Source organism: Rhizobium sp. MHM7A, assembly GCF_005862215.1.
Taxonomy (GTDB): domain Bacteria; phylum Pseudomonadota; class Alphaproteobacteria; order Rhizobiales; family Rhizobiaceae; genus Rhizobium; species Rhizobium bangladeshense.
In genome coordinates this window covers 221,558-242,416 of record NZ_VCHT01000009.1, presented here as the reverse complement: position 1 = coordinate 242,416, position 20,859 = coordinate 221,558, and the positions used below count along the sequence as shown (strand labels likewise).

Genomic DNA, 20,859 nt, shown 5'->3' with positions numbered 1-20,859 from the left:
AATGGCAGAGAACTGGACCCCGAGCAGCTGGCGGCAGAAACCGATCCTGCAGGTGCCCGAATATCCCGACGCAGCCGCTTTGGCGGCGACGGAGGCCCAGCTTGCCAGCTATCCGCCGCTTGTCTTCGCGGGCGAAGCGCGCCGCCTGAAGAAGCATCTCGCCAATGTCGCCGAAGGCAACGGTTTCCTGTTGCAGGGCGGCGACTGCGCCGAGAGCTTCGCCGAACACGGCGCCGACAACATTCGCGACTTCTTCCGCGCCTTCCTGCAGATGGCAGTTGTGCTGACCTTCGGCGCGCAGCTTCCGGTCGTCAAGGTCGGTCGCATCGCCGGCCAGTTCGCCAAGCCGCGCTCGTCAAATGTCGAGAAACAGGGCGACGTGACGCTGCCTGCCTATCGCGGCGATATCATCAACGGCATCGAGTTCACCGAGGAATCGCGCATTCCGAACCCGGAACGGCAGGCCATGGCTTACCGCCAGTCGGCCGCGACGTTGAATCTTCTCCGCGCCTTTGCGATGGGCGGCTACGCCAATCTCGAAAACGTGCATCAGTGGATGCTCGGCTTCGTCAAGGACAGCCCGCAGGGAGAGCGCTATCGCAAGCTTGCCGACCGCATCAGCGAAACCATGGATTTCATGAAGGCGATCGGCATCACTTCGGAAAATCACCCGAGCCTGCGCGAGACCGATTTCTTCACCAGCCATGAGGCGCTGCTGCTCGGCTACGAGGAGGCGCTAACCCGTGTCGATTCCACCTCGGGCGATTGGTATGCCACATCAGGCCACATGATCTGGATCGGCGACCGCACGCGCCAGGCAGACCATGCGCATATCGAGTATTGCCGCGGCATTAAGAATCCGATCGGCCTGAAATGCGGCCCCTCGCTGCAGGCCGATGATCTGCTGCAGTTGATCGATATCCTGAATCCGGGCAACGAAGCCGGCCGCCTGACGCTGATCTGCCGCTTCGGGCATGACAAGGTTGCCGAAAACCTGCCGCGCCTCATTCGCGCCGTCGAGCGGGAAGGCCGCAGAGTCGTCTGGTCGTGCGATCCGATGCACGGCAACACGATTACGCTCAATAACTACAAGACCCGTCCTTTCGAGCGGATCCTGTCGGAGGTCGAAAGCTTCTTCCAGATCCACCGCGCCGAAGGCACGCATCCTGGCGGCATCCATGTCGAAATGACCGGCAAGGACGTGACGGAATGCACCGGCGGCGCCCGCGCGGTCACCGCTGACGACCTGCAGGACCGATACCACACCCATTGCGATCCTCGCCTCAACTCCGACCAGGCGCTCGAGCTCGCCTTCCTGCTTGCTGAGCGCATGAAGGGCGGCCGCGACGAGAAGCGCATGGTCGTCAACGGTTGAGCCCAGCCCGAGACGAATGACGAAAAACCCGGCGCGAGGCCGGGTTTTTTATTGCCCTCAGATGCTGGCTTGGACGCTGTGCAGGTTGGCGTAGACGCCGTCCTGCGCCATAAGTTCGTCGTGTGTGCCCTGTTCGACGATGCCGTCAGCAGTCAGGACCAGAATCCGGTCGGCATGGCGGACTGTCGACAAGCGATGGGCGATGACGAGCGTGGTTCGGCCATTCGCCAGGCTCAGCAGCGCCTGCTGTACCGCCCGTTCGCTCTCGTTGTCGAGGGCGCTGGTCGCCTCGTCGAAGATGAGGATCTCCGGATTTTTGAGAAAGGCGCGGGCGATAGTGATGCGTTGGCGCTGGCCGCCCGACAGCTTGACGCCGCGCTGGCCGATATCGGTATCATAGCCATTGGGCAGGGCCATGATGAAGTCATGCGCATTGGCCGCACGCGCCGCCGCTTCCAGTTCGGCATCGCTGGCATCCGGCCGGCCGTAACGCAGGTTTTCCGCCACGGTGCCGGCAAAGAGGTAGACATCCTGCTGCACCACTCCGACATGGCGACGAAGCGAGGCAAGGGTCACGTCACGGATGTCTGTGCCGTCGATGCGGATCGCCCCGGCCTCGACATCGTAGAAGCGCGGTATGAGCGCGCAAAGCGTACTCTTGCCTACTCCCGAAGGGCCGACCAGCGCGACGAATTCGCCGGGGGCGATGGTGAGGGATAGCCGTTCCAGCACCTTGGGGCCATCGGCCTCGTAGCCGAAGGCGACGTCGGAAAAGCTGATCTCGCCGCTTGGCGCCGACATCAGACTGGCGTCTGGCAGATCGGTGATATCGGGATCGATCTCCAGGATTTCCATGGCTCTGATGAAACCGGTATAACCCTCCTGCCAGAGCCGCACGAAATTCGCGAGCCGCTGCACAGGATCGACCAACACGCCGACGCAGAGCAGGAAGGTCAGCATGTCCGGGACGGTCAGGTCCGCGGCCAGGATGCGCAAGCCTCCTGCGATGATCACCAATATGGTGACAAGCTGGGCGAAGGTTTCAGTGCCGACTGAAAACCATGCCTCGCTGCGGTAGCCATCAGCGCGGCTTTGCAGGAAACGCTGGTTCTGCTCGGCGAAGCGCCGGCGTTCGAGTGCCTCGTTGGCGAAGGACTGGACGACACGGATTCCCGCAAGCGCATCCTCGACACGCTCGTTGACGGCCGCGATCTGCCGCTTGCTGGCTTCGAGCGCCCGGTTCATGCGCCGGTTGAAATAAAGGGCATAGGCCACCGCCACCGGAGTTAGCAGCAGGATGAGGGCCGCCAACAGCGGGTCGATGAAGAACAAGACCAGCATGGCACCGCCATATTTCAGGATGGCGATAGAGATATCCTCGGGGCCGTGGTGAAAGAGCTCGCCCAGCCAGAGGGAATCGTTGGTGATGCGGCTCATCAACTGCCCGGTGCGCTGACGGTCGTAGAAGCTGAACGAGAGCTTCTGGCAATGCTCGAAAAGTTCTTGGCGCACCGTCGCTTCGATGCGGGCGCCCATCACGTGGCCGCGATAATCGACGAAGAAGATTGCCGCTATCTGGACAGCCAGAACGGTCAGCATCACACCGCCCATCGCAAGGATCTGAGCGAAGGCCTGCGGCGCGTCCGGCAGAGACAGAAGCCGGCTTGTGACAATATTGGCGCAAAGCGGCAACGCCACCGCGGTGCCGGCGACGAGGATGGCGCAAAGCAGATCCGCCAGCAGCAAAGGCAGATGCGGACGGTAATAAGAGAGGAACTTGCGCATGCGCGACCAGCGCCGCTGCCGATCGGCGGCGTTCGAATAGTCGCGGAAGAGGTCCAGGAAGAGGTTATGGCGTCGCGAGCTTTTCCTCGCGCGGGAGAACGGAGTGTGCATGAAGCAGAATGTCCTTGTGGGCGATATTTCCTTTCTGTTCGGACAGGGTCGCTCTCATGTCAGTCTCCCGGCGGTTGAATAAATCGAGCCTATAGTATCACCGAGAACAGCGTCCGGTTCAACGCGGCGAGGAGAGGAGATCGGCGAGTGTTGTCGACGGGCAACATCTGGCGGTCGCCGGCCAGGCTTGAACGGGGTTTGCGTTGAACCTGCGCCTTCAAGATTTCTGATCACTGGTTCAGGGGAATGGATTTGACGATGAGACCTTGTCGCCGCAAGTTTCTCCACGAACGAGGAGAGAGCGATCATGAGTGAACAACATACCGGCGGCTGTCTTTGCGGCGCCGTGCGATTTTCAATTCGGGCAAAGCCGGGACCTGTCGTGGGTTGCCACTGTTCCCAATGCCGCCGGCAGACGGGACTTTATTATGCTGCGGTCAACGTGCCGCGCACGGCGCTTTCGGTCGAAGACAACAAGGCGGTCCGCTGGTATCGCTCGAGCGATGAGGCGCAACGCGGCTTCTGCCCCAATTGCGGCTCCGCGTTGTTCTGGCAGGGGGATGAATCGCCGGAGGTTTCCGTCCTCGCCGGAGCCTTCGACGAACCGACCGGCCTTGCTTTCAGCCATCATATTTATTGCGCCGACAAGGGTGATTTCTACGAAATAACAGATGGCCTGCCGCAATATGACATCTATCCCGTCTAGCCGATTTGGGCCGTCTTGCGTCAGGTCTTGGCCGCGAGCGAGGCGCTGAGGCGAGCCACATCTTCTCGCAGCGCCGTCAGTTCCGTCAGGACGCGCATGTCTATTTTCTGGTGCAGCGAGAGCACTTCGAGTTCGGCCTTGAGATTGACCTCGTAATCCTTGGCGGCCTCGAAGCGGTCGCGCTCGGCCTGGCGGTTCTGTGACATCATGATGATCGGCGCCTGGATGGCGGCGAGCATCGACAGGATCAGGTTCAGGAAGACGAAGGGGTAGGGGTCGAAGGCGCCGGTTGCCAGGACGACGGTGTTGATCACCGTCCAGACAACGAGGAAGGCCAGGAAACCGAGGATGAAGGACCACGAGCCGCCCACACGGGCAATGCTGTCGGCGATACGTTCTCCAAACGAGGCCTCGGCAGAAAAGGCGGCGTTGACATCGGTCGAAATGATCTTGCGCTCGTGCGCTTTCGCCAGCACGCGTTTTTCGGTGTCGTCTAGTTCGTCGGCCGGTTTGTCGAAATGATGGTGCACGAAATTCGAGAAATTATTCATGGCCTGTTTCCGATGCCGGTTGTCTATCTCGGGCGTCAGTATTCCGCTCCGCCGGTAAATTGCAATGCATCGACGCAGTAGGCCTGCAGCGCGGCTGTTCACAAAAAATTCGTGGACCCGATGCAACGCTTTGACCGCGAACGTGTTGCGGTAACGGGAGCCGCAGGCTAAACAAATGACATGACACAGGAAAACGCTCTCTCCGATATCTTCCGCATCGCTATCGGCCAGCTCAATCCAACGGTCGGCGATGTCGCCGGCAATCTTGCCAAGGCACGTGAAGCACGCGCAGATGCCGGCCGAGAGGGCGCGCATTTGCTTGTACTGACCGAACTTTTCATCTCCGGCTATCCGCCGGAGGACCTGGTGCTGAAGCCGGCCTTCATCCGCGCCTGCTGGAAGGCGGTGGAGAGTCTTGCGGCCGACACCGCCGATGGCGGGCCGGGCGTCGTCATCGGCTTTCCCAGGCAGGACGAGACGGGGCGCTATAATTCCGTCGCGGTGCTCGACGGCGGCAAGGTGATCGCAGTGCGCGACAAGGTCGATCTGCCGAATTACGGCGAGTTCGACGAGAAGCGGGTCTTCGTGCAGGGGGCCATGCCGGGACCGGTGAATTTCCGCGGCGTGCGGCTCGGCATTCCGATCTGCGAAGATATTTGGGGCGAACTCGGCGTTTGCGAGACACTGGCCGAAAGCGGGGCGGAGATCCTGCTGTCGCCGAACGGATCTCCCTACTATCGCGGCAAGGTCGATATCCGTCACCAGGTGGTACTGAAGCAGGTGCTCGAGACCGGTCTGCCGTTGATCTATGCCGCCCAGCTCGGCGGGCAGGACGAGCTTGTCTTCGATGGTGCGAGTTTCGCCTTTAATGCCGACAAATCGCTTGCCTTCCAGATGAGCCAGTTCGAGACGGCGATTGCAGTGACGACATGGAAACGTCGGGAAGCCGGCTGGCACTGCGCCGAAGGGCCGATGGCGCGTATCCCCGAGGGTGAGGAGGCCGATTATCGCGCCTGCCTGCTCGGCTTCCGCGACTACGTCAACAAAAATGGCTTCAAAACCGTCGTTCTCGGCCTTTCCGGCGGCATCGACTCGGCGATCTGCACAGCGATCGCGGTCGATGCCCTCGGAGAGGAGCGGGTGCGAACGGTCATGCTGCCCTATCGTTACACCTCGGAAGATTCACTGAAGGATGCAGCCGATTGCGCGAAGGCGCTCGGCTGCCGCTATGACATCGTACCGATCGAGCAGCCAGTAACCGGTTTCAGCAGCGCACTGTCCAACCTCTTCGAGGGTACGGAGAGCGGAATCACCGAGGAGAACTTGCAGAGCCGCGCGCGCGGCGTCGTCCTCATGGCGATCTCCAACAAGTTCGGCGCGATGGTGGTGACGACGGGAAACAAGTCGGAAATGTCGGTCGGCTATGCCACATTGTACGGCGATATGAACGGCGGCTTCAATCCGATCAAGGACCTCTACAAGATGCAGGTCTATGCGTTGGCGCGCTGGCGCAACGAGAATGTGCCGCCGGGTGCACTAGGGCCGTCGGGTGAGGTGATCCCGCAGAATATCATCGACAAGGCCCCATCGGCCGAGCTGCGTCCCGACCAGAAGGACCAAGATTCGCTGCCGCCTTATCCCGTTCTCGATGATATTCTCGAGTGCCTGGTGGAGAAAGAAATGGGGGTCGAGGAGATCGTCGGGCGCGGCCATGACGTCGCGACCGTTCACCGCGTCGAGCATCTGCTCTATCTCGCCGAATATAAGCGCCGGCAATCGGCGCCGGGCGTGAAGATCACCAAGAAGAATTTCGGCCGGGACCGGCGCTATCCGATCACCAACCGATTCCGGGATCGCTGACGCGATCAGGATCTGGGGCGATCGTGATCACCGACGCGATCGGCATCGCGGACGCGCTCGGGATATCAGGAGGAAACATGCGCAGCTCGGTCGAGATCTACAATGTCAGGACAGGCAGGGCGCGCGAGGTCTGGCAGACGGACAGGCTGGTGGAGGCGCCGAACTTCTCCCCCGACGGTTCATATCTTCTGCTCAACGGCGACGGGCTGCTGTTCCGGCTGCCGCTCAACGGCGGCGATGTGGTGAGGGTCGATACGGGCTTTGCGGTCAACTGCAACAATGATCACGGCATTTCACCCGATGGCACCGAGATCGTCATCTCCGACAAGACCGAATTCGGCAAGTCGGCGATCTATATCCTGCCGATCGAAGGCGGCACGCCGCGACTCGTCACTGAAAACCATCCTTCTTACTGGCATGGTTGGTCACCGGACGGTCGGCAACTCGCCTATTGCGGCATTCGAGACGACCTCTTCGACATATATACGATTTCCGTCGACGGTGGCGTCGAGACGCGGCTGACGCATGGCGAAGGCCGCAATGATGGACCGGACTACTCCGCCGACGGACAATGGATCTACTTCAATTCCAGCCGCACCGGGCTTATGCAGATCTGGCGTATTCACCCCGACGGCACAGGCCTCGAGCAGGTGACGTCGGACAATCAGGGCAACTGGTTCGCCCATCCATCACCCAGAAATGACAAGGTGTTGATCCTGTCCTATGACCCCTCTGTTTTCGATCATCCGCGCGATCTCGACGTGCGGCTGCGGCTAATGGATATGGACGGCGGCAACCTGAAGACCCTGTTCGAGCTTTTCGGCGGGCAGGGCACGATCAACGTGCCCTGCTGGTCTCCTGATGGCGAGGAATTCGCCTATGTGCGCTATTTCCCGGCCGTTTAAGCCGCTGCCGCTTTGCGCCGCGTGCCAGCGGCTTTCGCCAACTCTTCCAGCACTGTCACCGACAAGTTCCAGTCGATGCAACCATCGGTGATCGACTGACCGTAGACCAGCGGCTTGCCGGGAACGAAATCCTGGCGGCCGGCGACGAGGTTGCTTTCCACCATCATGCCCTTGATATGATAGTTTCCGGCGGTCACCTGCGAGGCCACGGAATGGACGACGAGTGGTTGGTTCATCGGGTCCTTGCCACTATTGGCATGGCTGGCGTCGATGAGAATGCGGGGGGCGACGCCGAGTTTAAGGCATTCCGCTGTTACGGATTCGACATCGGCCGCCTCGTAATTCGGCCGCTTTCCGCCGCGCAGAATGATGTGGCAGTCCTCATTGCCCTTTGTCGAGGCGATTGCCGCCTGTCCGTCCTTGGTGACGGCCGGGAAGTGATGCGGCTGTGAAGCGGCGAGGATCGCGTCGAGCGCGACGCGAGCGCCGCCATCGGTGCCGTTCTTGAAGCCGATCGGGCAGGAGAGGCCGGAGGCGAGCTGGCGATGGATCTGACTTTCGGTCGTGCGTGCGCCAATCGCACCCCAGCTGACGAGGTCGGCAATGTATTGCGGCGTGATCGTCTCCAGGAATTCGACACCCGCCGGAAGCCCCATCGCATTGATGTCGAGCAGCAGGCGTCGCGCAATTCTCAGCCCTTCCTCTATTCTGTAGCTGCCGTCGAGATGCGGGTCGTTCATCAAGCCCTTCCAGCCGACTGTGGTGCGGGGCTTTTCGAAATAGACACGCATGACAATTTCAAGATCGCTGGAGAAGCGCTGTCGTTGCTCGGCCAGCCGTGCGGCATATTCCCGTGCGGCAACCGGATCATGGATGGAGCAGGGGCCGATGACCACGATCAGGCGGTCGTCTTCACCCTTGAGAATCTTATGGATCGCATTGCGGTTGCTGGTCACCGTCTCGCTGACGTCAGCGGTTCGGGGAATTTCCGCGATTATATCAGCGGGTTTGGTCAGCGGAGTGATCTCGAGGATACGCAGATCATCGATGGTATCAGACACAGTATGGCTCCTGTTTGGTCATACCGTGCGGAATAAAAAAGCCGCCAGGTAGACTAGCGGCTGTTCGGGTTGTCGTCGCGTCGAATTCAGTTACGCACGGACCCGCATCCGCTGTGAGCAGCGGTACGAATAAAATCGCGAGGCGTAGATTGAAGTCGTCGACATCAGGCGTATGTAGCGTCGAGGTCGTCGATTGTCACGCAAAATTTGCGGTCGGAAATCCGGCGTTCGCATGGCATCTTCCGCCTCCGAGAGGCTAAAGGCGTATCGCCCAGAAGCATTCCGTTCGAGGCGATACGTTGTATAACGAAATTAGAGGGCGTCGACGTTCACGCCTATGGTGACGGCGCCGATCGGGGTTCCCGATTCGTCTGAGATAGTGATGCTCGCCTGCGACTGCAGTGTCTGGGTCGATTCGTCTTTTTCGATCTCATCAACGAAGATGGCATCCTTGCCGGCGCCGAAGGACTTCTGGAATTTCGCCTCGTCCCCCTGCCAGTAATCGGAGGTGACGTCGCTTTGGCCGACATTCAGCCCCTTTGCGTCCATGACGAAGATCTCGGTAATCTTGCCGCCCGAGGCTTCCTTTTTCGCCTGAAGGAATTTCGACAGCGCGTTGCCGAGCACGCCATCGATCATCGAGTGGTCGGAGCCATCGACCTCGGCGCGCCATTTCTTGTCGAGGGCGTCGATGTCGGCTTCGCTCAGATTGGCGTTCGCAGTATCCTGCGCCTTAATTGCCTCAATGACGGTGGGATCGTTCAGCCAGGGGTTCACCTCGCTCTTAACGTAATCGGCAATCGGGGCAAGCTTGGCATCCTCGGCCATCGATACGCCGATGGGTGCGACGAATGCGGCTGAGGCGAAAAGCAATGTGGTCACAACTCTCTTCATAACTGTTCCCTTCCTGTGATCAGTTGCTGAGAAATGGGGCTTATCGGGCGAGGACGACATCAGAACTCCTCCCAGGCACTGGGAGAAGCGGCAATGGCTGCATTTCCGGCATGTCGTGGCATGATGGCTTTGGGTTCTGCACGATTTTGGCGGGCGCTCGGCTGGACGGGCCTTGGCTCGCCCGCCACGGTCGAGCCGACAACGAACCGGCCGGCCGAATCCTGCAGCTGGCGTCCCTGCAACAGCAGCTCCTGGCAGGCCGCGTTCGTTTCTTCGACCATCGCCGCGTTCTGCTGCGTCGCGTGATCCATCTGGTTGATCGCGCCGTTGATTTCCTGCAGACCGGTCGCCTGCTCGCGATAGGACTGAACGAGGGTAGCGATGCTGTCGCTGATGCGATTGATCTGCTCCTCGATCTTCAGGAGAGCATCACCGGTCTCGTTCACCAGCCCGACGCCGGCGGCAACCTCCTGGCCGGAAACGTTGATCAGGTTCTTGATTTCCTTTGCCGCGTTTGCCGAGCGCTGGGCGAGTTCACGAACCTCCTGTGCGACAACCGCAAAACCCTTGCCGGCCTCGCCGGCGCGCGCGGCCTCGACGCCGGCATTCAGCGCCAGCAGGTTCGTCTGGAATGCGATTTCGTCGATGACGCCGATGATGCGCCCGATCTGGCTGGAGGAGGTCTGGATCCGGTCCATCGCTCCGATCGCGTCGCGCACGACCGTCGCCGAGACGTGAGCACTTCGCTTGGTTTCCTCGACCAATTGTCCAGCATTTTCGGCCCGCTGCGACGAGGTCTTGACGGTCGTGGTCACTTCATCCAGTGCCGCAGCCGTCTGTTCCAGTGCTGCCGCCTGCTGTTCGGTCCGCTTGGCAAGCTGATCTGCGGAGGAGGCCAGTTCACTTGAACCGCCCTCAACCGCAACGGAAGCGATCTTTATCTCTGTCAGCGCGGCCGCGACGGCCTGGACCATGTTGTTGAAATCCTGGCGCAACTTGTCGAATTCAGGGCCTAGATCGGCAAGCTGAACCGAGAAGTCGCCGGCGGCCAGCTTTTCCAATGCGTTCGCAAGAGTGGTCATCACTAGCCGTTGCCTGTTGCCGGCTTCTTCCGTCAACAATGCATTGCGCGCCCGTTCGGCATCGAACGAGGCGCTCTGCTCGGCAGCGGCCTGCTCTCTTTCGACCTTTGCGATCGCCTCGTGACGGAAGACTTCCAGCGCACGCGCGAGAAAGCCGATTTCGTCGCCATTTTCCCTGTAGGCGACGGGGGAGGCGAGGTCGCCATTCTGCAACGCGCCAATTCGTTTGCTGAGGATCCTGAGGGGCCGGCCCACCAGGCTGCGCATTGCGAGAAGGAGAGCGATGACTGCGAAGGCAGTGATGACGGATTGGGTGAGCAGCGAAACGAGAACCTTCTGGCGGACTTCGGAAGCTATCTTTTCGACAGACCAGTTCGTAACGACGTAGCCGGTTGTCTTGCCAGACTTGTCCAGCGGCAGCGGCGCAATAATCGTGACCAGACCGGCGGACATTCCGTTGTCATCGACTGTCGTTTTGTCAGGTTTGGCGCTGAGGCGCGTCGCCAGGTCGGCCGGCGTCGGCAAACCGGAAATGCCGTCGCGCGTCCAGGTGTCGACGGCAGCAGGCTCCGCGTTGAATGCGGCAAATTGAACGAGATCGAGCGAGGGGTCGTCACGGTACAGCGAATAGGCTTCGCGAACGGCGTTCGCCTTGCCCCATTTCACGCCGCCGGCGGCCAGAGAGGCAAACTGTTCCGCATCCTTGGACCAGTTCGCCTTGGCGCTATCGATCAGCGCCCGGGTTTCATACATCCACGTATAGGTGGCGAAAGCGGAAATGCAGCATACATTGACGGCGACGATGATCACAGCCAGCTTGGCTGTCAGGGGCATGGTTTTCAAGAATTGGAACATCCGCGGAGCCTGGAATTGCGGCTCGGTCGACCATCTTTGCGACCGGCATATCTGCACGGCATCGACGCTGACGGTCACATCACGAGCGCTCATGCCCATGTCTGATTTGCGACCCAAAACGCGCAAAGGCAGTGTGGATTTGATGTATGAAGAAATCATAAAGTAGAGGAGGATGGGTAGGCACACAGAGGCTGTTCCTCCCGCAACCAAAAGATCGCCGATGCGGAGCTGTCTGCCCCTGATCAGCCGTCTGCGGTCGTGGTTCAGGGTCAGTCTGCCCGCACTTGCCGCCGCGCCGGTTTCCTGAAATAGATGCGCCGTCAGGTGCTCGCCCTTTGGGCGGGAGAATCGGGAATCCGGTGCAATGCCGGAACGTGCCCAACGCTGTAAGGCCGACGTCTGCCGCTTCATCGTGCCACTGGCTTTTGCCGGGAAGGCTGCGGCAGATGGATGAAGCCAAGTCAGAAGACCGGCCTGGCGAGATAGACCCAACCCGCGCGGACGGCGGGCGGTTGCGTTGTTGGGGATATGACGATGCGACCCTTTGATGTGGATGCCCTTTCGGCGGCATCCGGTTTTTCGCCGGCCGAGCGCGAGGCGGTGTATCACGCGATCATGACGCGACGTGACGTGCGCAGCCAGTTCCTGCCCGATCCCTTGCCCGACGACCTCGTGGCGCGGCTTCTGACAGCCGCGCATCATGCACCTTCGGTCGGCTTCATGCAGCCATGGAATTTCATTCTGGTCAAAAGTGCAGCCGTCCGCTCGCGCGTGCGCGACGCCTTTGCTGTGGCCAACGATGAGGCAGCGTCGATGTTTGAAGGTGAGCGGCGGCAGGCCTATCGATCCCTCAAGCTCGAAGGCATCGTGGAGGCGCCGCTCGGTATATGCGTGACCTGCGACCCCACTCGCGGCGGCGGCGTGGTGCTGGGACGGACGCACAATCGGCGGATGGATTCCTATTCGACCGTTTGCGCCATTCAGAATCTCTGGCTTGCCGCCCGCGCCGAGGGGGTCGGCATCGGCTGGGTCAGCATCTTCCGTGAAGGTGACCTGAAAACCATTCTCGGCATCCCCGAGCATATCGAAGTGGTCGCCTGGCTCTGCGCCGGCTTTGTCGACCGGCTATATGAGGAACCGGAACTCTCGATCAAAGGCTGGCGGCAGCGGCTGCCGCTCGAGGAACTGGTTTTCCACGACGGATGGGGACGCAACGACCCCTAGCAGTTACTGCTGTTGCGGTTGTGGGCCCGGCGTTGCCGGATTGGCAAGATCGATCGAGCCCTGGTCGCCTGCAAGGAATTGCGGGCCGACCTGACGGATCTTGTTCCGCGTGGGGTCGTAGGGACGCTCGGGAACGGATGGTTGCTGCGGGGCCGCTGCTGCTGCAGTGTCCTTCGCCGGGGGGGTGGTGCGGATCGTTGTGATCGAACCCTGCTGCGGCGGCTCGCTTAGGGCCTGCTTGCCACGCATCTCCTCGTAATAGGCGGTGAGATTGCAGGCGCAGGAATTTTTCTCGCCAGGCGCGCGGTTCTTGTAGGCGAAGGCGTTCTTCATGGCGCTGTAGGGAGCGCCCGTCGCGACCGAGATCATGTTCGAGGCCTCGGTACTGGTCACGTCGCGATAGAAGAGTTCTGTCTCGATGCCAGGGCACATTTTGGCGCAGGTCTGGGCATCCCGGCCGAAATCGACCGAGGTGGTGTTCGAGCTGATCGGGAAGAAGCCGCCGTCGCAGCTGCGAACGCAGATGGTGCTGACCGGCGAAAACATTTCAGCCCTCGGCAGGCCGTAACGCGGATCGGCCTCTTCACCGCTACCGAGCGCGATGAAGGTGTCGGTGCGCATCGCCTGTTCTTCGACGCTTGGGGCGGCCTCGCTGGCGCTGCGCTCTGTCGGCGCATAGAAATTTTCGCTGTTGCAGCCATTGCGTTCGAGCGCAGCCGTCAATTCACGGCGCGCGCCGTCATCGCCGCCGGCTTGGCTGCGCAGCTCGTTGCGGCGCTCCTGGAGATAACGGATATTGTCGATCATCCGGGCTTCGGCGTCTGAGAGCTCGGCGCAAAAATCGGCATTCTCGCCGCCGATCACGAGCATGCTGCCCGAGGTGCAGCCGTAGCTGCGCAGATCGTTGCGGACCTTGCGCAGCTCGAGGTTCTGCTCGGCGATTGCGCTGGCATATTGGCGCGCTTCCGGACCGTTGCCGTTGCCGATCGACCGCGGCAGTTCGGCAAGACGACCGCGCAGGTCGTTGCAGACGGCGCTGGACTGCGCGGCGGCGGGCGATGCCAACGCTAGAAGAAATGCAAGAGACAGGTTTCGGCGTTTCACGACTCGTCCCGGAATAAGCAATCGGTGGGGTATCGAATGCGACGTCACCCCGTGCGTTTCATAGCTCATTTCTCTTAATAAGCTCAGAGGATTTCTTAGCGTATTTTCGCGATCTTATCCAGCAGAGCGCCTGGCGCTCGTCGCTCCAGCTATTCCGATTATGCCTAAGTTCCAGCGACAGCTGACGGTCGTCATTGAGGCCGATCAGCCTTGAAGAATGTGCCTGCGTGTCAGCTCCATCAGGCCATCGGTGTCGCGTTTCTCTATCGCGTCGACCATCTGCTGATGTTCGCGGCCGGATTGCTCTATGCGGGCGCGCGTTCGCCACTGCGACACCGGCGCGGAAGACGTCCGCTGCCGAATTTCCGTGATCAGTTCCACGAGTTCCTGGTTGCCGGCGAGAGCAAGCAGATGGCGATGGAAGGCGAGATTGGCTTCGTAAAGTTCAAGCATGGTGCCGTTCAGCACAAGATCGTCGAAGCGTAAAGCCAGAACCCGCAAATTTGCAATATCGGCCTCGCTCGCATTCGCGATGATGCGGTCGCTGACGGCCACTTCGAGGATGACGCGAATGTCGCTGACCTCCTGAGCGCGGCGCCCGTCCTGCTCATGGACGTGATAACCGCGATTGGGGATATGCTCCACCAGTCGCTTCTGCACCAGTCTGTCGAGAGCCCTGCGAACCTCGGGCCGTGTACAGTTATACCGCCTCTCGAGATCGATCTGCTTCAACCAGGTTCCGGGCGGGAGGCGACCGGCAAGGATATCCTGGAGAATGAGTTCGGTCACATCGATGGCTTGCGGCTCTTGTGCTTGCGCTGTCGCGTCGCCTTCCAGCGAAATCATTCAATTCTCCCAGCCCGATTTCGGCGATGACTATCATAGCTCTGCCTCGGCCAACAACGAGGCGACATCGGCATCGAAAAATATTCATGCTCATGCCTTGCGCGCCTGATGCAATTGGAGCATAAATTGGCGCCAATTTGATTACCACTTTATAAGGCGGATTGTAAATCCATGCAGAATTCAGATGCCGTTTGGGAAATCGTCGAGAGAAAGCGCGCGGCGTTCTTCGAGTTAAGCGACCGCATCTGGGATATTCCGGAGACGAATTACCTCGAACATCATTCGGCCGAAGAGCACGCCCGCATGCTGGAAAGGGAAGGCTTTCGTGTCGAGCGCGGCATTGCCGGGTTGCCGACGGCGGTCATGGGAGAGGCGGGCGAGGGTGGCCCGGTCATCGCGATCCTTGGCGAGTTCGATGCGCTGCCGGGTTTGAGCCAGGAGGCCGGTATTGCCGAGCAGCGCCCCTTGGTCGACGGCGGCAATGGCCACGGCTGCGGCCATAATATGCTAGGCGCCGGATCCATGCTCGCTGCCGCCGCGGTAAAGGATTTCCTCGCAAAAAGTGGTTTGAAGGGAAGGGTGCGCTATTACGGCTGCCCAGCCGAGGAAGGCGGCTCTTCGAAGGGTTTCATGGTGCGCGCCGGCGTTTTCGACGACGTCGATATCGCCATCTCCTGGCATCCCGCAGCCTTTGCCGGCGTCAACAACCCCATTTCGCTCGCCTGCAATGAGATCAACTTCCATTTTTCCGGGAGGGCGTCGCATGCCTCCGCCACGCCACACCTCGGCCGCAGCGCTCTCGATGCGGTGGAGTTGATGAATGTCGGCGTGAACTATATGCGCGAGCACATGCCTTCGACCGCGCGCATCCACTACGCCATCACTGACGCTGGTGGCGGCGCGCCTAACGTCGTGCAGGCGCGCGCGACGGTACGCTATCTCGTCCGTGCAAGGACCTTGCCGGAGCTCCTGTCTCTGGTTGCCCGCGTCAAAAAAGTTGCCGAAGGTGCGGCCCTGATGACCGAGACGATCGTCCGCAGTGAAATCGTCAGCGGCGATGCCAATCTCGTCGGCAATACACCCCTTGAAAAGTGCATGTTCGCCCATCTGCAGCGGCTTGGCCCGCCCCCATTCGATGATGCCGACCGGGCGACAGCCCGCAAGTTCCAGCAGACCTTCAATGCAGAAGATATCGCCGCGTCCTATGGTCGGTTCGCGCTGAAACCGAAGGAGGGGCAGGCGCTCTGCGAGGAGATATTTCCTTTGAATGCCGGTGACGGCACACTGGTCGGCTCCACCGATGTCGGAACCGTCAGCTGGGTGGTGCCAACCGTGCAGATGCGAGGCGCTACCTATGCCATCGGCACGCCCGGACATTCCTGGCAGCTGGTTGCGCAAGGCAAACTGCCGGCTGCACACAAGGGAACCGAACACGCCGCCAAGGTGATGGCGAGCACGGCCATCGATCTCATCTGTAATCCCCGATTGATCGAAGCTGCCAAAGCCGATCACAGAGCGCGACTTGAGCGTACGCCTTTCGTCAATCCGATCCCGGATGACGTCGAGCCGCCATTGCCGGAGAAGGCTGATGCCTAACCCGGACTTTCAGCCCGATCCTGAACGCCTGATGGCCCATATCCGCGAGTTCGCCCGTCGGGTGAAATTGTCTGGAACGCCGGAGGAACTCGAGAGCTTTCATTATCTTCAGGCGCAGATGGAGAGCTACGGATACAGGACGCAGTTGCTGTCGCATGATGCCTTCATCAGCTTGCCCGGTCCTGCGAAGGTCGAGGTCAAAGGCGAAAGTCTCCGTTGTATTACCCATTCCATGTCGGTTTCCACAGCGGGCATAAGCGGCGACCTCGCATATGTCGGCGAAGGCAAGGAAGCCGATTTTTTTGGCAGGGACCTGGCCGGCAAGATCGTCCTAATCGACGGAATTGCGACGGAGGAAGTCGCCGTATTGGCGAGCGCGGCCGGCGCTGTCGGCGAGATTCATGTCAGCCCGAATGAGCATCTCTACGAAATGTGCGTGTCGCCCGTCTGGGGCAGCCCATCGCAACACACGCGCGCCCACCTGCCGAAGACCGTGATCTGCACCATCGCGCGGGAAGATGGGGTGCGCCTGCACGAAAGGCTCGCGCGCGGCGAAAGGGTGCGGGCGACGCTGACGGCAGAGGTCGATACCGGCTGGCGCAAGACGCCGCTGCTTGTCGCCGAACTTCAGCCGTCAGGCGAGGACAAACCATTCGTGCTGTTTTCAGGCCATCATGACACCTGGCATTTCGGCGTCATGGACAATGGCGGCGCGAACGCGACCATGCTGGAGGCGGCGCGCCTGCTGGCCCTTCATGCAGGTGATTGGCGACGCGGCTTGCGCATCTGCTTCTGGTCAGGCCATTCGCACGGCCGCTATTCCGGCTCGGCATGGTATGCGGACGAATTTTTCGACGAACTCGATCGCCGTTGCGCCGTGCATGTCAATGTCGACTCCACGGGCGGCGAGGGCGCAACCGTGCTCACCAATTCCGCTGTCATCGATGAACTGAGGCCGCTGGCGCTAGATGTAATCGAGAGCGTAACCGGACAAAAGCATGCCGGCAGACGGCATGGCCGAGCCGCGGATCAGTCATTCTGGGGTGTCGGAATCCCCTCGATGTTCGGCAGCCTCAGCCATCAGCCGCCGGGGCCCGCCAAGACGCTGACGGCGCTTGGTTGGTGGTGGCACACGCCGCATGACACGGCAGAGCATATCGATCCTGACAATCTCAGCCGGGATACGCGGATCGTGCTTGACGTACTTTGGCGCTTGCTGACCTCTCCGCTCCTGCCATTTGACTATACCGTCTACGCGCAGGCTCTCAGCCATCAGGTCGCGAAACTGCAGGCTGAGCTTTCCGGGCGCGTCGACATTTCGGCTCTCGCAAACGCAGTCGAGGAGTTGAGCAACAGCGCGAAAGCCGTATTGGAGACGAAGGACCTGTCTCCGGCAAACACGGCGCGCGTGAACGCATCGCTGATGCGGGCCGGTCGCCATCTCGTGCCGCTGAATTATACGAGCGGCGAGCGCTTTCATCATGATCCCGCCCTTCCGCACCCGGCTTGGCCGTCGTTGGACGGGCTGCGAGCGCTGGCGGCGCAGCCCGTGGGATCGCCGGATATGGCTTTTTACGCTGTCCATGCCCGCCAGACTAGAAATCGCCTTGTCCATGGGGTGAGGGAAGCCAACGCGGCTTTGCGCGCGGCCTTGGAGGACTGACGCAGCCATACTGCAGAACAAACAAGCGGTCGTTTTGCCGCCGAGAAAGGGGAACAGAAATGAAGAATAGAAATCTGCTTGCCGCTGTGTTCGGCGCCATAGCCGTCCTGACTTCGTCCGCTACCGGCGCCAAGGACTGGACGCATGTCAAGGTCGGCATCGAAGGCGCATTTCCACCCTGGAACCTCATGGATTCCAGCGGCAAGCTGGCAGGCTTCGATGTCGATCTCATCAACGACCTCTGCAAGCGCGCCAAAGTCGGCTGCGAACTCATATCCGGCGAATGGAATGCAATGATCCCCAGTCTCAATGCCGGCAAGTTCGATCTGGTGATGACCCTCGGCATCAACGAGAAGCGCAAGCAGGTGGTCGATTTCACCGTACCTTATGCCAGCGGGGTCGCAAGCTTCCTGCTTCTGAGGGACGGGCCGGTGTCTTCTCTGCCGATGACCGGCGAACGGCTGAATTTGAACGACAAGTCCAAGGCCGATCCGGTGATGGCCGAAATCGGCAAGACCCTCAAGGGCAGGACCGTCGGCGTCGTTCAGTCGACTAGCCAAGAGCAGTTGATCAACGCCTATTTCGGCTCCGATGTAACGGTGCGCGCCTACAAAAATTCCGGCGAGCGTGACCTCGATCTGAAGGCTGGGCGCATCGATGCTGGTTTCGACAGCGGTGTTTACGGAACCTCCGTGCTCGGCAAGCCTGGCAATGACGGTCTGATGATGTCGGGCCCGCTGGTGAAAGGCGCGATGTTAGCTACCGAAGTCGCACTCGGCATGCGCAAGGGCGAGACCGATCTGAAGGCCAAATTCGATGACGCAATCAGGCAGGCCGCCAAGGATGGCACGATCAAGCAGCTCTCGGAAAAATGGAGCAAGATCGACCTGACACCGACGTTCGACGTCCGCTAAGCGCCCTTTCGGCGCATCACGCCAACTGAGGCTATGACAATGTCAGTTGCTGCAAGAATATGCTCTCCCGGGGCGGCGCCATGAGCCAGCCGGGTCTTTTTGAGCTCGCCGGCTTCGGTCCGGATGGCTGGGGGCATGCTCTTCTGGCCGGAGCGTGGATGACCATCCTCGTTGCAATCGCCGGCTATGCCGTCGGCGCCTGTATCGGGACGCTTGGGGCATGGGCGAAGATTGCCGGTCATGGCTTTGCTCGGGCAACCGCTGATGCTTATACGACCGTGCTGCGGGGCATTCCCGACCTGTTGGTCATCTACCTCTTCTATTTCGGCGGCAGCGCCGTGGTCACGGCGGTCGGCAGACTTTTCGGTGCCGAAGGCTTCCTCGGCTTCCCGGGCTTTCTTGCCGGTTCCCTTGCCGTGGGCGTCACCTCCGGCGCCCAGTTCACGGAGGTGCTGCGAGGCGGGTTCAAGGCGGTCCACCCGGGTGAGATCGAGGCGGCCATCGCCTGCGGCATGCCGCGCTGGCTTCGTCTGCGGCGGATCATTGCGCCGCTGACGCTGCGTCACGCGCTTCCTGGTCTCGGCAATGTCTGGCAGGTCGTCCTGAAGGAGTCGGCATTGGTATCGATCACAGGCGTTGCCGAACTCCTGCGCCAGGCCCAGGTCGGCGCGGGATCGACCGGGCTCCCATTCGATTTCTACCTGATCGCCGGCGCGATCTACCTGATGATCTCGACAGTTTCGAGCCTCATCATCCAGCAGGCGGAGCGGCGCCTGTCGCGCGGCGTGAGGAGGGATTGATGGACTGGCAGTTTCTCAAGGAAACATTTCTGAGCCTGGTCTCTGCAATTCCGTTGACGATCGAGCTTGCCGTGACATCGATCTGCCTTGGGGCCATTCTGGCACTCTTGCTGGCGCTTGCCCGCCTCTCCGGCGTCGTCGCTCTGGATTGGTTCGCACGGCTCTATGTCTTCATCTTCCGCGGCACGCCGCTGTTGGTGCAGATATTTCTCATCTATTACGGGCTTGGCCAGTTTCCGGCCATACGGCACAGCGTCTTCTGGCCGTTTCTCCGTGATCCTTACTGGTGTGCGGTACTGGCGCTGACCTTGAATACAGCGGCCTACGCCAGCGAAATCATTCGCGGCGGGCTGCTCTCGGTGCCGTACGGTCAAATCGAGGCTGCTCGCGCCTGCGGCATGCATCGCTTCCTGATGTTTCGCCGGATCGTGTTGCCGCTGGCAATCCGCCAAGCACTGCCCGGATACGGCAACGAAATGATATCGATGGTCAAGGCGACGTCACTCGCCTCGATCATTACGCTGATGGAGGTAACGGGTGTTGCCGCCAAGCTCATCTCCGAGACCTATCGGGCAATCGAGGTCTTCCTCGTCTCCGGAGCCATCTATCTCACCCTCAATTTCTTGCTGACGCGTCTCATTCAATTGGCCGAATACAGGCTTAGCCCGCATCTGCGCGCTCCTCTTCCCGTCACCCGAGAGAGTGCCGCCACGGCGACCCCTGCAGGAGAACATCGATGACGGCTACACCAACCGCACTCAGTGTGCGCGACATGCACAAGAGCTTCGGACCTGTTGATGTCATCCGGGGCATCTCCCTTGATGCTTTAGAAGGCGATGTCGTCTCCATCGTCGGTTCGTCAGGCTCCGGGAAATCGACGTTCCTGCGTTGCATCAATCTGCTGGAAACGCCGGATTCCGGTGAAGTGACCGTTGCCGGCGAAACGATCTCGATGCAGCGCAATGCCGCCGGCACCCACCGCGCGGCGGATAGACGGCAGGTCGACCGTATCCGCTCCCGGCTTGGAATGGTGTTCCAGAACTTCAACCTCTGGTCTCACAAGACGGTCCTTGAGAACCTTATCGAGGCGCCCATCCATGTTCAGCGCCGCTCGCGCGCCGAATGCATAGAGGAAGCTGAAGCGCTGCTCGCCAAGGTCGGCATTGCCGATAAACGCAATTTCTATCCCGCTCATCTCTCCGGTGGCCAGCAGCAGCGCGCCGCCATTGCCCGCGCGCTCGCCATGCATCCAAAGGTGATGCTCTTCGATGAGCCGACATCGGCACTCGATCCGGAGCTTGTAGGGGAGGTTCTGCGCGTCATGCGCGCCTTGGCCGAGGAAGGACGCACCATGCTGGTCGTCACACATGAGATGGGATTCGCCCGTGACGTCTCCAGCCGTGTCGTCTTTTTACACAAGGGTGTGGTCGAGGAAGAGGGCAAGCCCCAGGACGTCTTCTCGAACTCGAAGTCGGAGCGCTTCCGCCAGTTCATCAATCAATGATTCATCAGCTCAAACAAGGGGAA

General features: G+C 60.6%; 18 protein-coding genes and 1 riboswitch. Of the genes, 11 read left to right on the top strand and 7 right to left on the bottom strand.

Annotated elements, in window-relative coordinates:
- The first annotated feature begins 1 nt into the window (after position 1).
- Entirely contained in the window at positions 2-1,375 is a 1,374-nt protein-coding gene (locus tag FFR93_RS26425) for a 3-deoxy-7-phosphoheptulonate synthase class II (RefSeq protein WP_138395329.1), read from the top strand.
- Between the two features lie 57 nt (positions 1,376-1,432).
- Here FFR93_RS26425 and FFR93_RS26420 read toward each other — a convergent pair whose 3' ends face one another.
- The gene (locus tag FFR93_RS26420) at positions 1,433-3,271 is read right to left on the bottom strand and encodes an ABC transporter ATP-binding protein (protein ID WP_138395328.1); all 1,839 of its coding nucleotides are present in this window, start codon (positions 3,269-3,271) and stop codon (positions 1,433-1,435) included.
- 307 nt (positions 3,272-3,578) lie between these two features.
- Here FFR93_RS26420 and FFR93_RS26410 point away from each other — a divergent pair, with 307 nt between their 5' ends.
- Complete coding sequence (locus FFR93_RS26410; protein WP_064705172.1) at positions 3,579-3,977, top strand: GFA family protein; 399 nt, start codon at positions 3,579-3,581, stop codon at positions 3,975-3,977.
- A gap of 20 nt (positions 3,978-3,997) precedes the next feature.
- Here the strand turns inward: FFR93_RS26410 and FFR93_RS26405 are convergent, their stop codons facing one another.
- Positions 3,998-4,528, bottom strand: coding sequence for a DUF1003 domain-containing protein (locus tag FFR93_RS26405; RefSeq protein WP_064712655.1), 531 nt, complete (start codon positions 4,526-4,528; stop codon positions 3,998-4,000).
- A gap of 180 nt (positions 4,529-4,708) precedes the next feature.
- Here FFR93_RS26405 and FFR93_RS26400 point away from each other — a divergent pair, with 180 nt between their 5' ends.
- Together FFR93_RS26400 and FFR93_RS26395 are read left to right on the top strand one after the other, a co-directional pair.
- Positions 4,709-6,388, top strand: coding sequence for an NAD+ synthase (locus FFR93_RS26400; RefSeq protein ID WP_138395327.1), 1,680 nt, complete (start codon positions 4,709-4,711; stop codon positions 6,386-6,388).
- A 77-nt stretch (positions 6,389-6,465) separates the two neighbouring features.
- On the top strand, positions 6,466-7,293 hold the full coding sequence (locus tag FFR93_RS26395; RefSeq protein WP_138395385.1) for a TolB family protein: 828 nt from the start codon (positions 6,466-6,468) through the stop codon (positions 7,291-7,293).
- Here FFR93_RS26395 and FFR93_RS26390 read toward each other — a convergent pair.
- The 3 genes from FFR93_RS26390 to FFR93_RS26380 form a co-directional block, all read right to left on the bottom strand.
- The gene (locus tag FFR93_RS26390) at positions 7,290-8,354 is read right to left on the bottom strand and encodes a 3-deoxy-7-phosphoheptulonate synthase (protein WP_138395326.1); all 1,065 of its coding nucleotides are present in this window, start codon (positions 8,352-8,354) and stop codon (positions 7,290-7,292) included. The genes FFR93_RS26395 and FFR93_RS26390 overlap by 4 nt on opposite strands.
- Before the next feature lie 312 nt (positions 8,355-8,666).
- Entirely contained in the window at positions 8,667-9,248 is a 582-nt protein-coding gene (locus FFR93_RS26385) for a hypothetical protein (RefSeq protein ID WP_064705167.1), read from the bottom strand.
- 59 nt (positions 9,249-9,307) lie between these two features.
- Entirely contained in the window at positions 9,308-11,185 is a 1,878-nt protein-coding gene (locus FFR93_RS26380) for a HAMP domain-containing methyl-accepting chemotaxis protein (protein ID WP_138395384.1), read from the bottom strand.
- A gap of 305 nt (positions 11,186-11,490) precedes the next feature.
- Positions 11,491-11,678: riboswitch (cobalamin riboswitch) on the top strand.
- Positions 11,679-11,719: 41 nt separating this feature from the next.
- Between FFR93_RS26380 and bluB the strand changes: the two genes are divergently transcribed.
- Positions 11,720-12,409 carry a 5,6-dimethylbenzimidazole synthase gene (gene bluB / locus FFR93_RS26375; protein WP_064705166.1) on the top strand — a complete coding sequence of 230 codons (690 nt, stop codon included), beginning with the start codon at positions 11,720-11,722 and terminating at the stop codon, positions 12,407-12,409.
- Between the two features lie 3 nt (positions 12,410-12,412).
- Here the strand turns inward: bluB and FFR93_RS26370 are convergent, their stop codons facing one another.
- Both FFR93_RS26370 and FFR93_RS26365 read right to left on the bottom strand, forming a co-directional pair.
- Complete coding sequence (locus tag FFR93_RS26370; RefSeq protein ID WP_138395325.1) at positions 12,413-13,513, bottom strand: DUF2865 domain-containing protein; 1,101 nt, start codon at positions 13,511-13,513, stop codon at positions 12,413-12,415.
- A 204-nt stretch (positions 13,514-13,717) separates the two neighbouring features.
- On the bottom strand, positions 13,718-14,359 hold the full coding sequence (locus FFR93_RS26365; protein ID WP_064705164.1) for a GntR family transcriptional regulator: 642 nt from the start codon (positions 14,357-14,359) through the stop codon (positions 13,718-13,720).
- Between the two features lie 171 nt (positions 14,360-14,530).
- Between FFR93_RS26365 and FFR93_RS26360 the strand changes: the two genes are divergently transcribed.
- From FFR93_RS26360 to FFR93_RS26335, 6 genes are all read left to right on the top strand, one after another.
- A complete protein-coding gene (locus FFR93_RS26360; protein WP_138395324.1) occupies positions 14,531-15,955 on the top strand; it encodes a M20 family metallopeptidase in 1,425 nt (474 codons plus the stop codon).
- Positions 15,948-17,618 carry a M28 family peptidase gene (locus FFR93_RS26355; RefSeq protein WP_138395323.1) on the top strand — a complete coding sequence of 557 codons (1,671 nt, stop codon included), beginning with the start codon at positions 15,948-15,950 and terminating at the stop codon, positions 17,616-17,618. Before FFR93_RS26360 ends, FFR93_RS26355 begins: the two co-directional genes overlap by 8 nt.
- 59 nt (positions 17,619-17,677) lie before the next feature.
- Positions 17,678-18,532 (top strand): transporter substrate-binding domain-containing protein, encoded by an 855-nt coding sequence (locus tag FFR93_RS26350; RefSeq protein ID WP_064705161.1) that lies wholly within the window; start codon positions 17,678-17,680, stop codon positions 18,530-18,532.
- A gap of 80 nt (positions 18,533-18,612) precedes the next feature.
- Entirely contained in the window at positions 18,613-19,332 is a 720-nt protein-coding gene (locus tag FFR93_RS26345; protein ID WP_138395322.1) for an ABC transporter permease subunit, read from the top strand.
- Positions 19,332-20,072, top strand: coding sequence for an ABC transporter permease (locus FFR93_RS26340; protein ID WP_138395321.1), 741 nt, complete (start codon positions 19,332-19,334; stop codon positions 20,070-20,072). The genes FFR93_RS26345 and FFR93_RS26340 overlap by 1 nt, the downstream gene beginning before the upstream one ends.
- A complete protein-coding gene (locus FFR93_RS26335) occupies positions 20,069-20,836 on the top strand; it encodes an ATP-binding cassette domain-containing protein (protein WP_138395320.1) in 768 nt (255 codons plus the stop codon). The genes FFR93_RS26340 and FFR93_RS26335 overlap by 4 nt, the downstream gene beginning before the upstream one ends.
- Positions 20,837-20,859: the final 23 nt, after the last annotated feature.

Coding starts and splice junctions, on each gene's coding strand:
- FFR93_RS26410 (WP_064705172.1), top strand. CDS start 3,579: ATGAGTGAACAACATACCGGCGGCTGTCTTTGCGGCGCCGTGCGATTT.
- FFR93_RS26340 (WP_138395321.1), top strand. CDS start 19,332: ATGGACTGGCAGTTTCTCAAGGAAACATTTCTGAGCCTGGTCTCTGCA.
- FFR93_RS26425 (WP_138395329.1), top strand. CDS start 2: ATGGCAGAGAACTGGACCCCGAGCAGCTGGCGGCAGAAACCGATCCTG.
- FFR93_RS26420 (WP_138395328.1), bottom strand. CDS start 3,271: ATGCACACTCCGTTCTCCCGCGCGAGGAAAAGCTCGCGACGCCATAAC.
- FFR93_RS26380 (WP_138395384.1), bottom strand. CDS start 11,185: ATGTTCCAATTCTTGAAAACCATGCCCCTGACAGCCAAGCTGGCTGTG.
- FFR93_RS26350 (WP_064705161.1), top strand. CDS start 17,678: ATGAAGAATAGAAATCTGCTTGCCGCTGTGTTCGGCGCCATAGCCGTC.
- FFR93_RS26365 (WP_064705164.1), bottom strand. CDS start 14,359: ATGATTTCGCTGGAAGGCGACGCGACAGCGCAAGCACAAGAGCCGCAA.
- FFR93_RS26385 (WP_064705167.1), bottom strand. CDS start 9,248: ATGAAGAGAGTTGTGACCACATTGCTTTTCGCCTCAGCCGCATTCGTC.
- FFR93_RS26400 (WP_138395327.1), top strand. CDS start 4,709: ATGACACAGGAAAACGCTCTCTCCGATATCTTCCGCATCGCTATCGGC.
- FFR93_RS26335 (WP_138395320.1), top strand. CDS start 20,069: ATGACGGCTACACCAACCGCACTCAGTGTGCGCGACATGCACAAGAGC.
- FFR93_RS26405 (WP_064712655.1), bottom strand. CDS start 4,528: ATGAATAATTTCTCGAATTTCGTGCACCATCATTTCGACAAACCGGCC.
- FFR93_RS26345 (WP_138395322.1), top strand. CDS start 18,613: ATGAGCCAGCCGGGTCTTTTTGAGCTCGCCGGCTTCGGTCCGGATGGC.
- FFR93_RS26395 (WP_138395385.1), top strand. CDS start 6,466: ATGCGCAGCTCGGTCGAGATCTACAATGTCAGGACAGGCAGGGCGCGC.
- FFR93_RS26360 (WP_138395324.1), top strand. CDS start 14,531: ATGCAGAATTCAGATGCCGTTTGGGAAATCGTCGAGAGAAAGCGCGCG.
- FFR93_RS26355 (WP_138395323.1), top strand. CDS start 15,948: ATGCCTAACCCGGACTTTCAGCCCGATCCTGAACGCCTGATGGCCCAT.
- bluB (WP_064705166.1), top strand. CDS start 11,720: ATGCGACCCTTTGATGTGGATGCCCTTTCGGCGGCATCCGGTTTTTCG.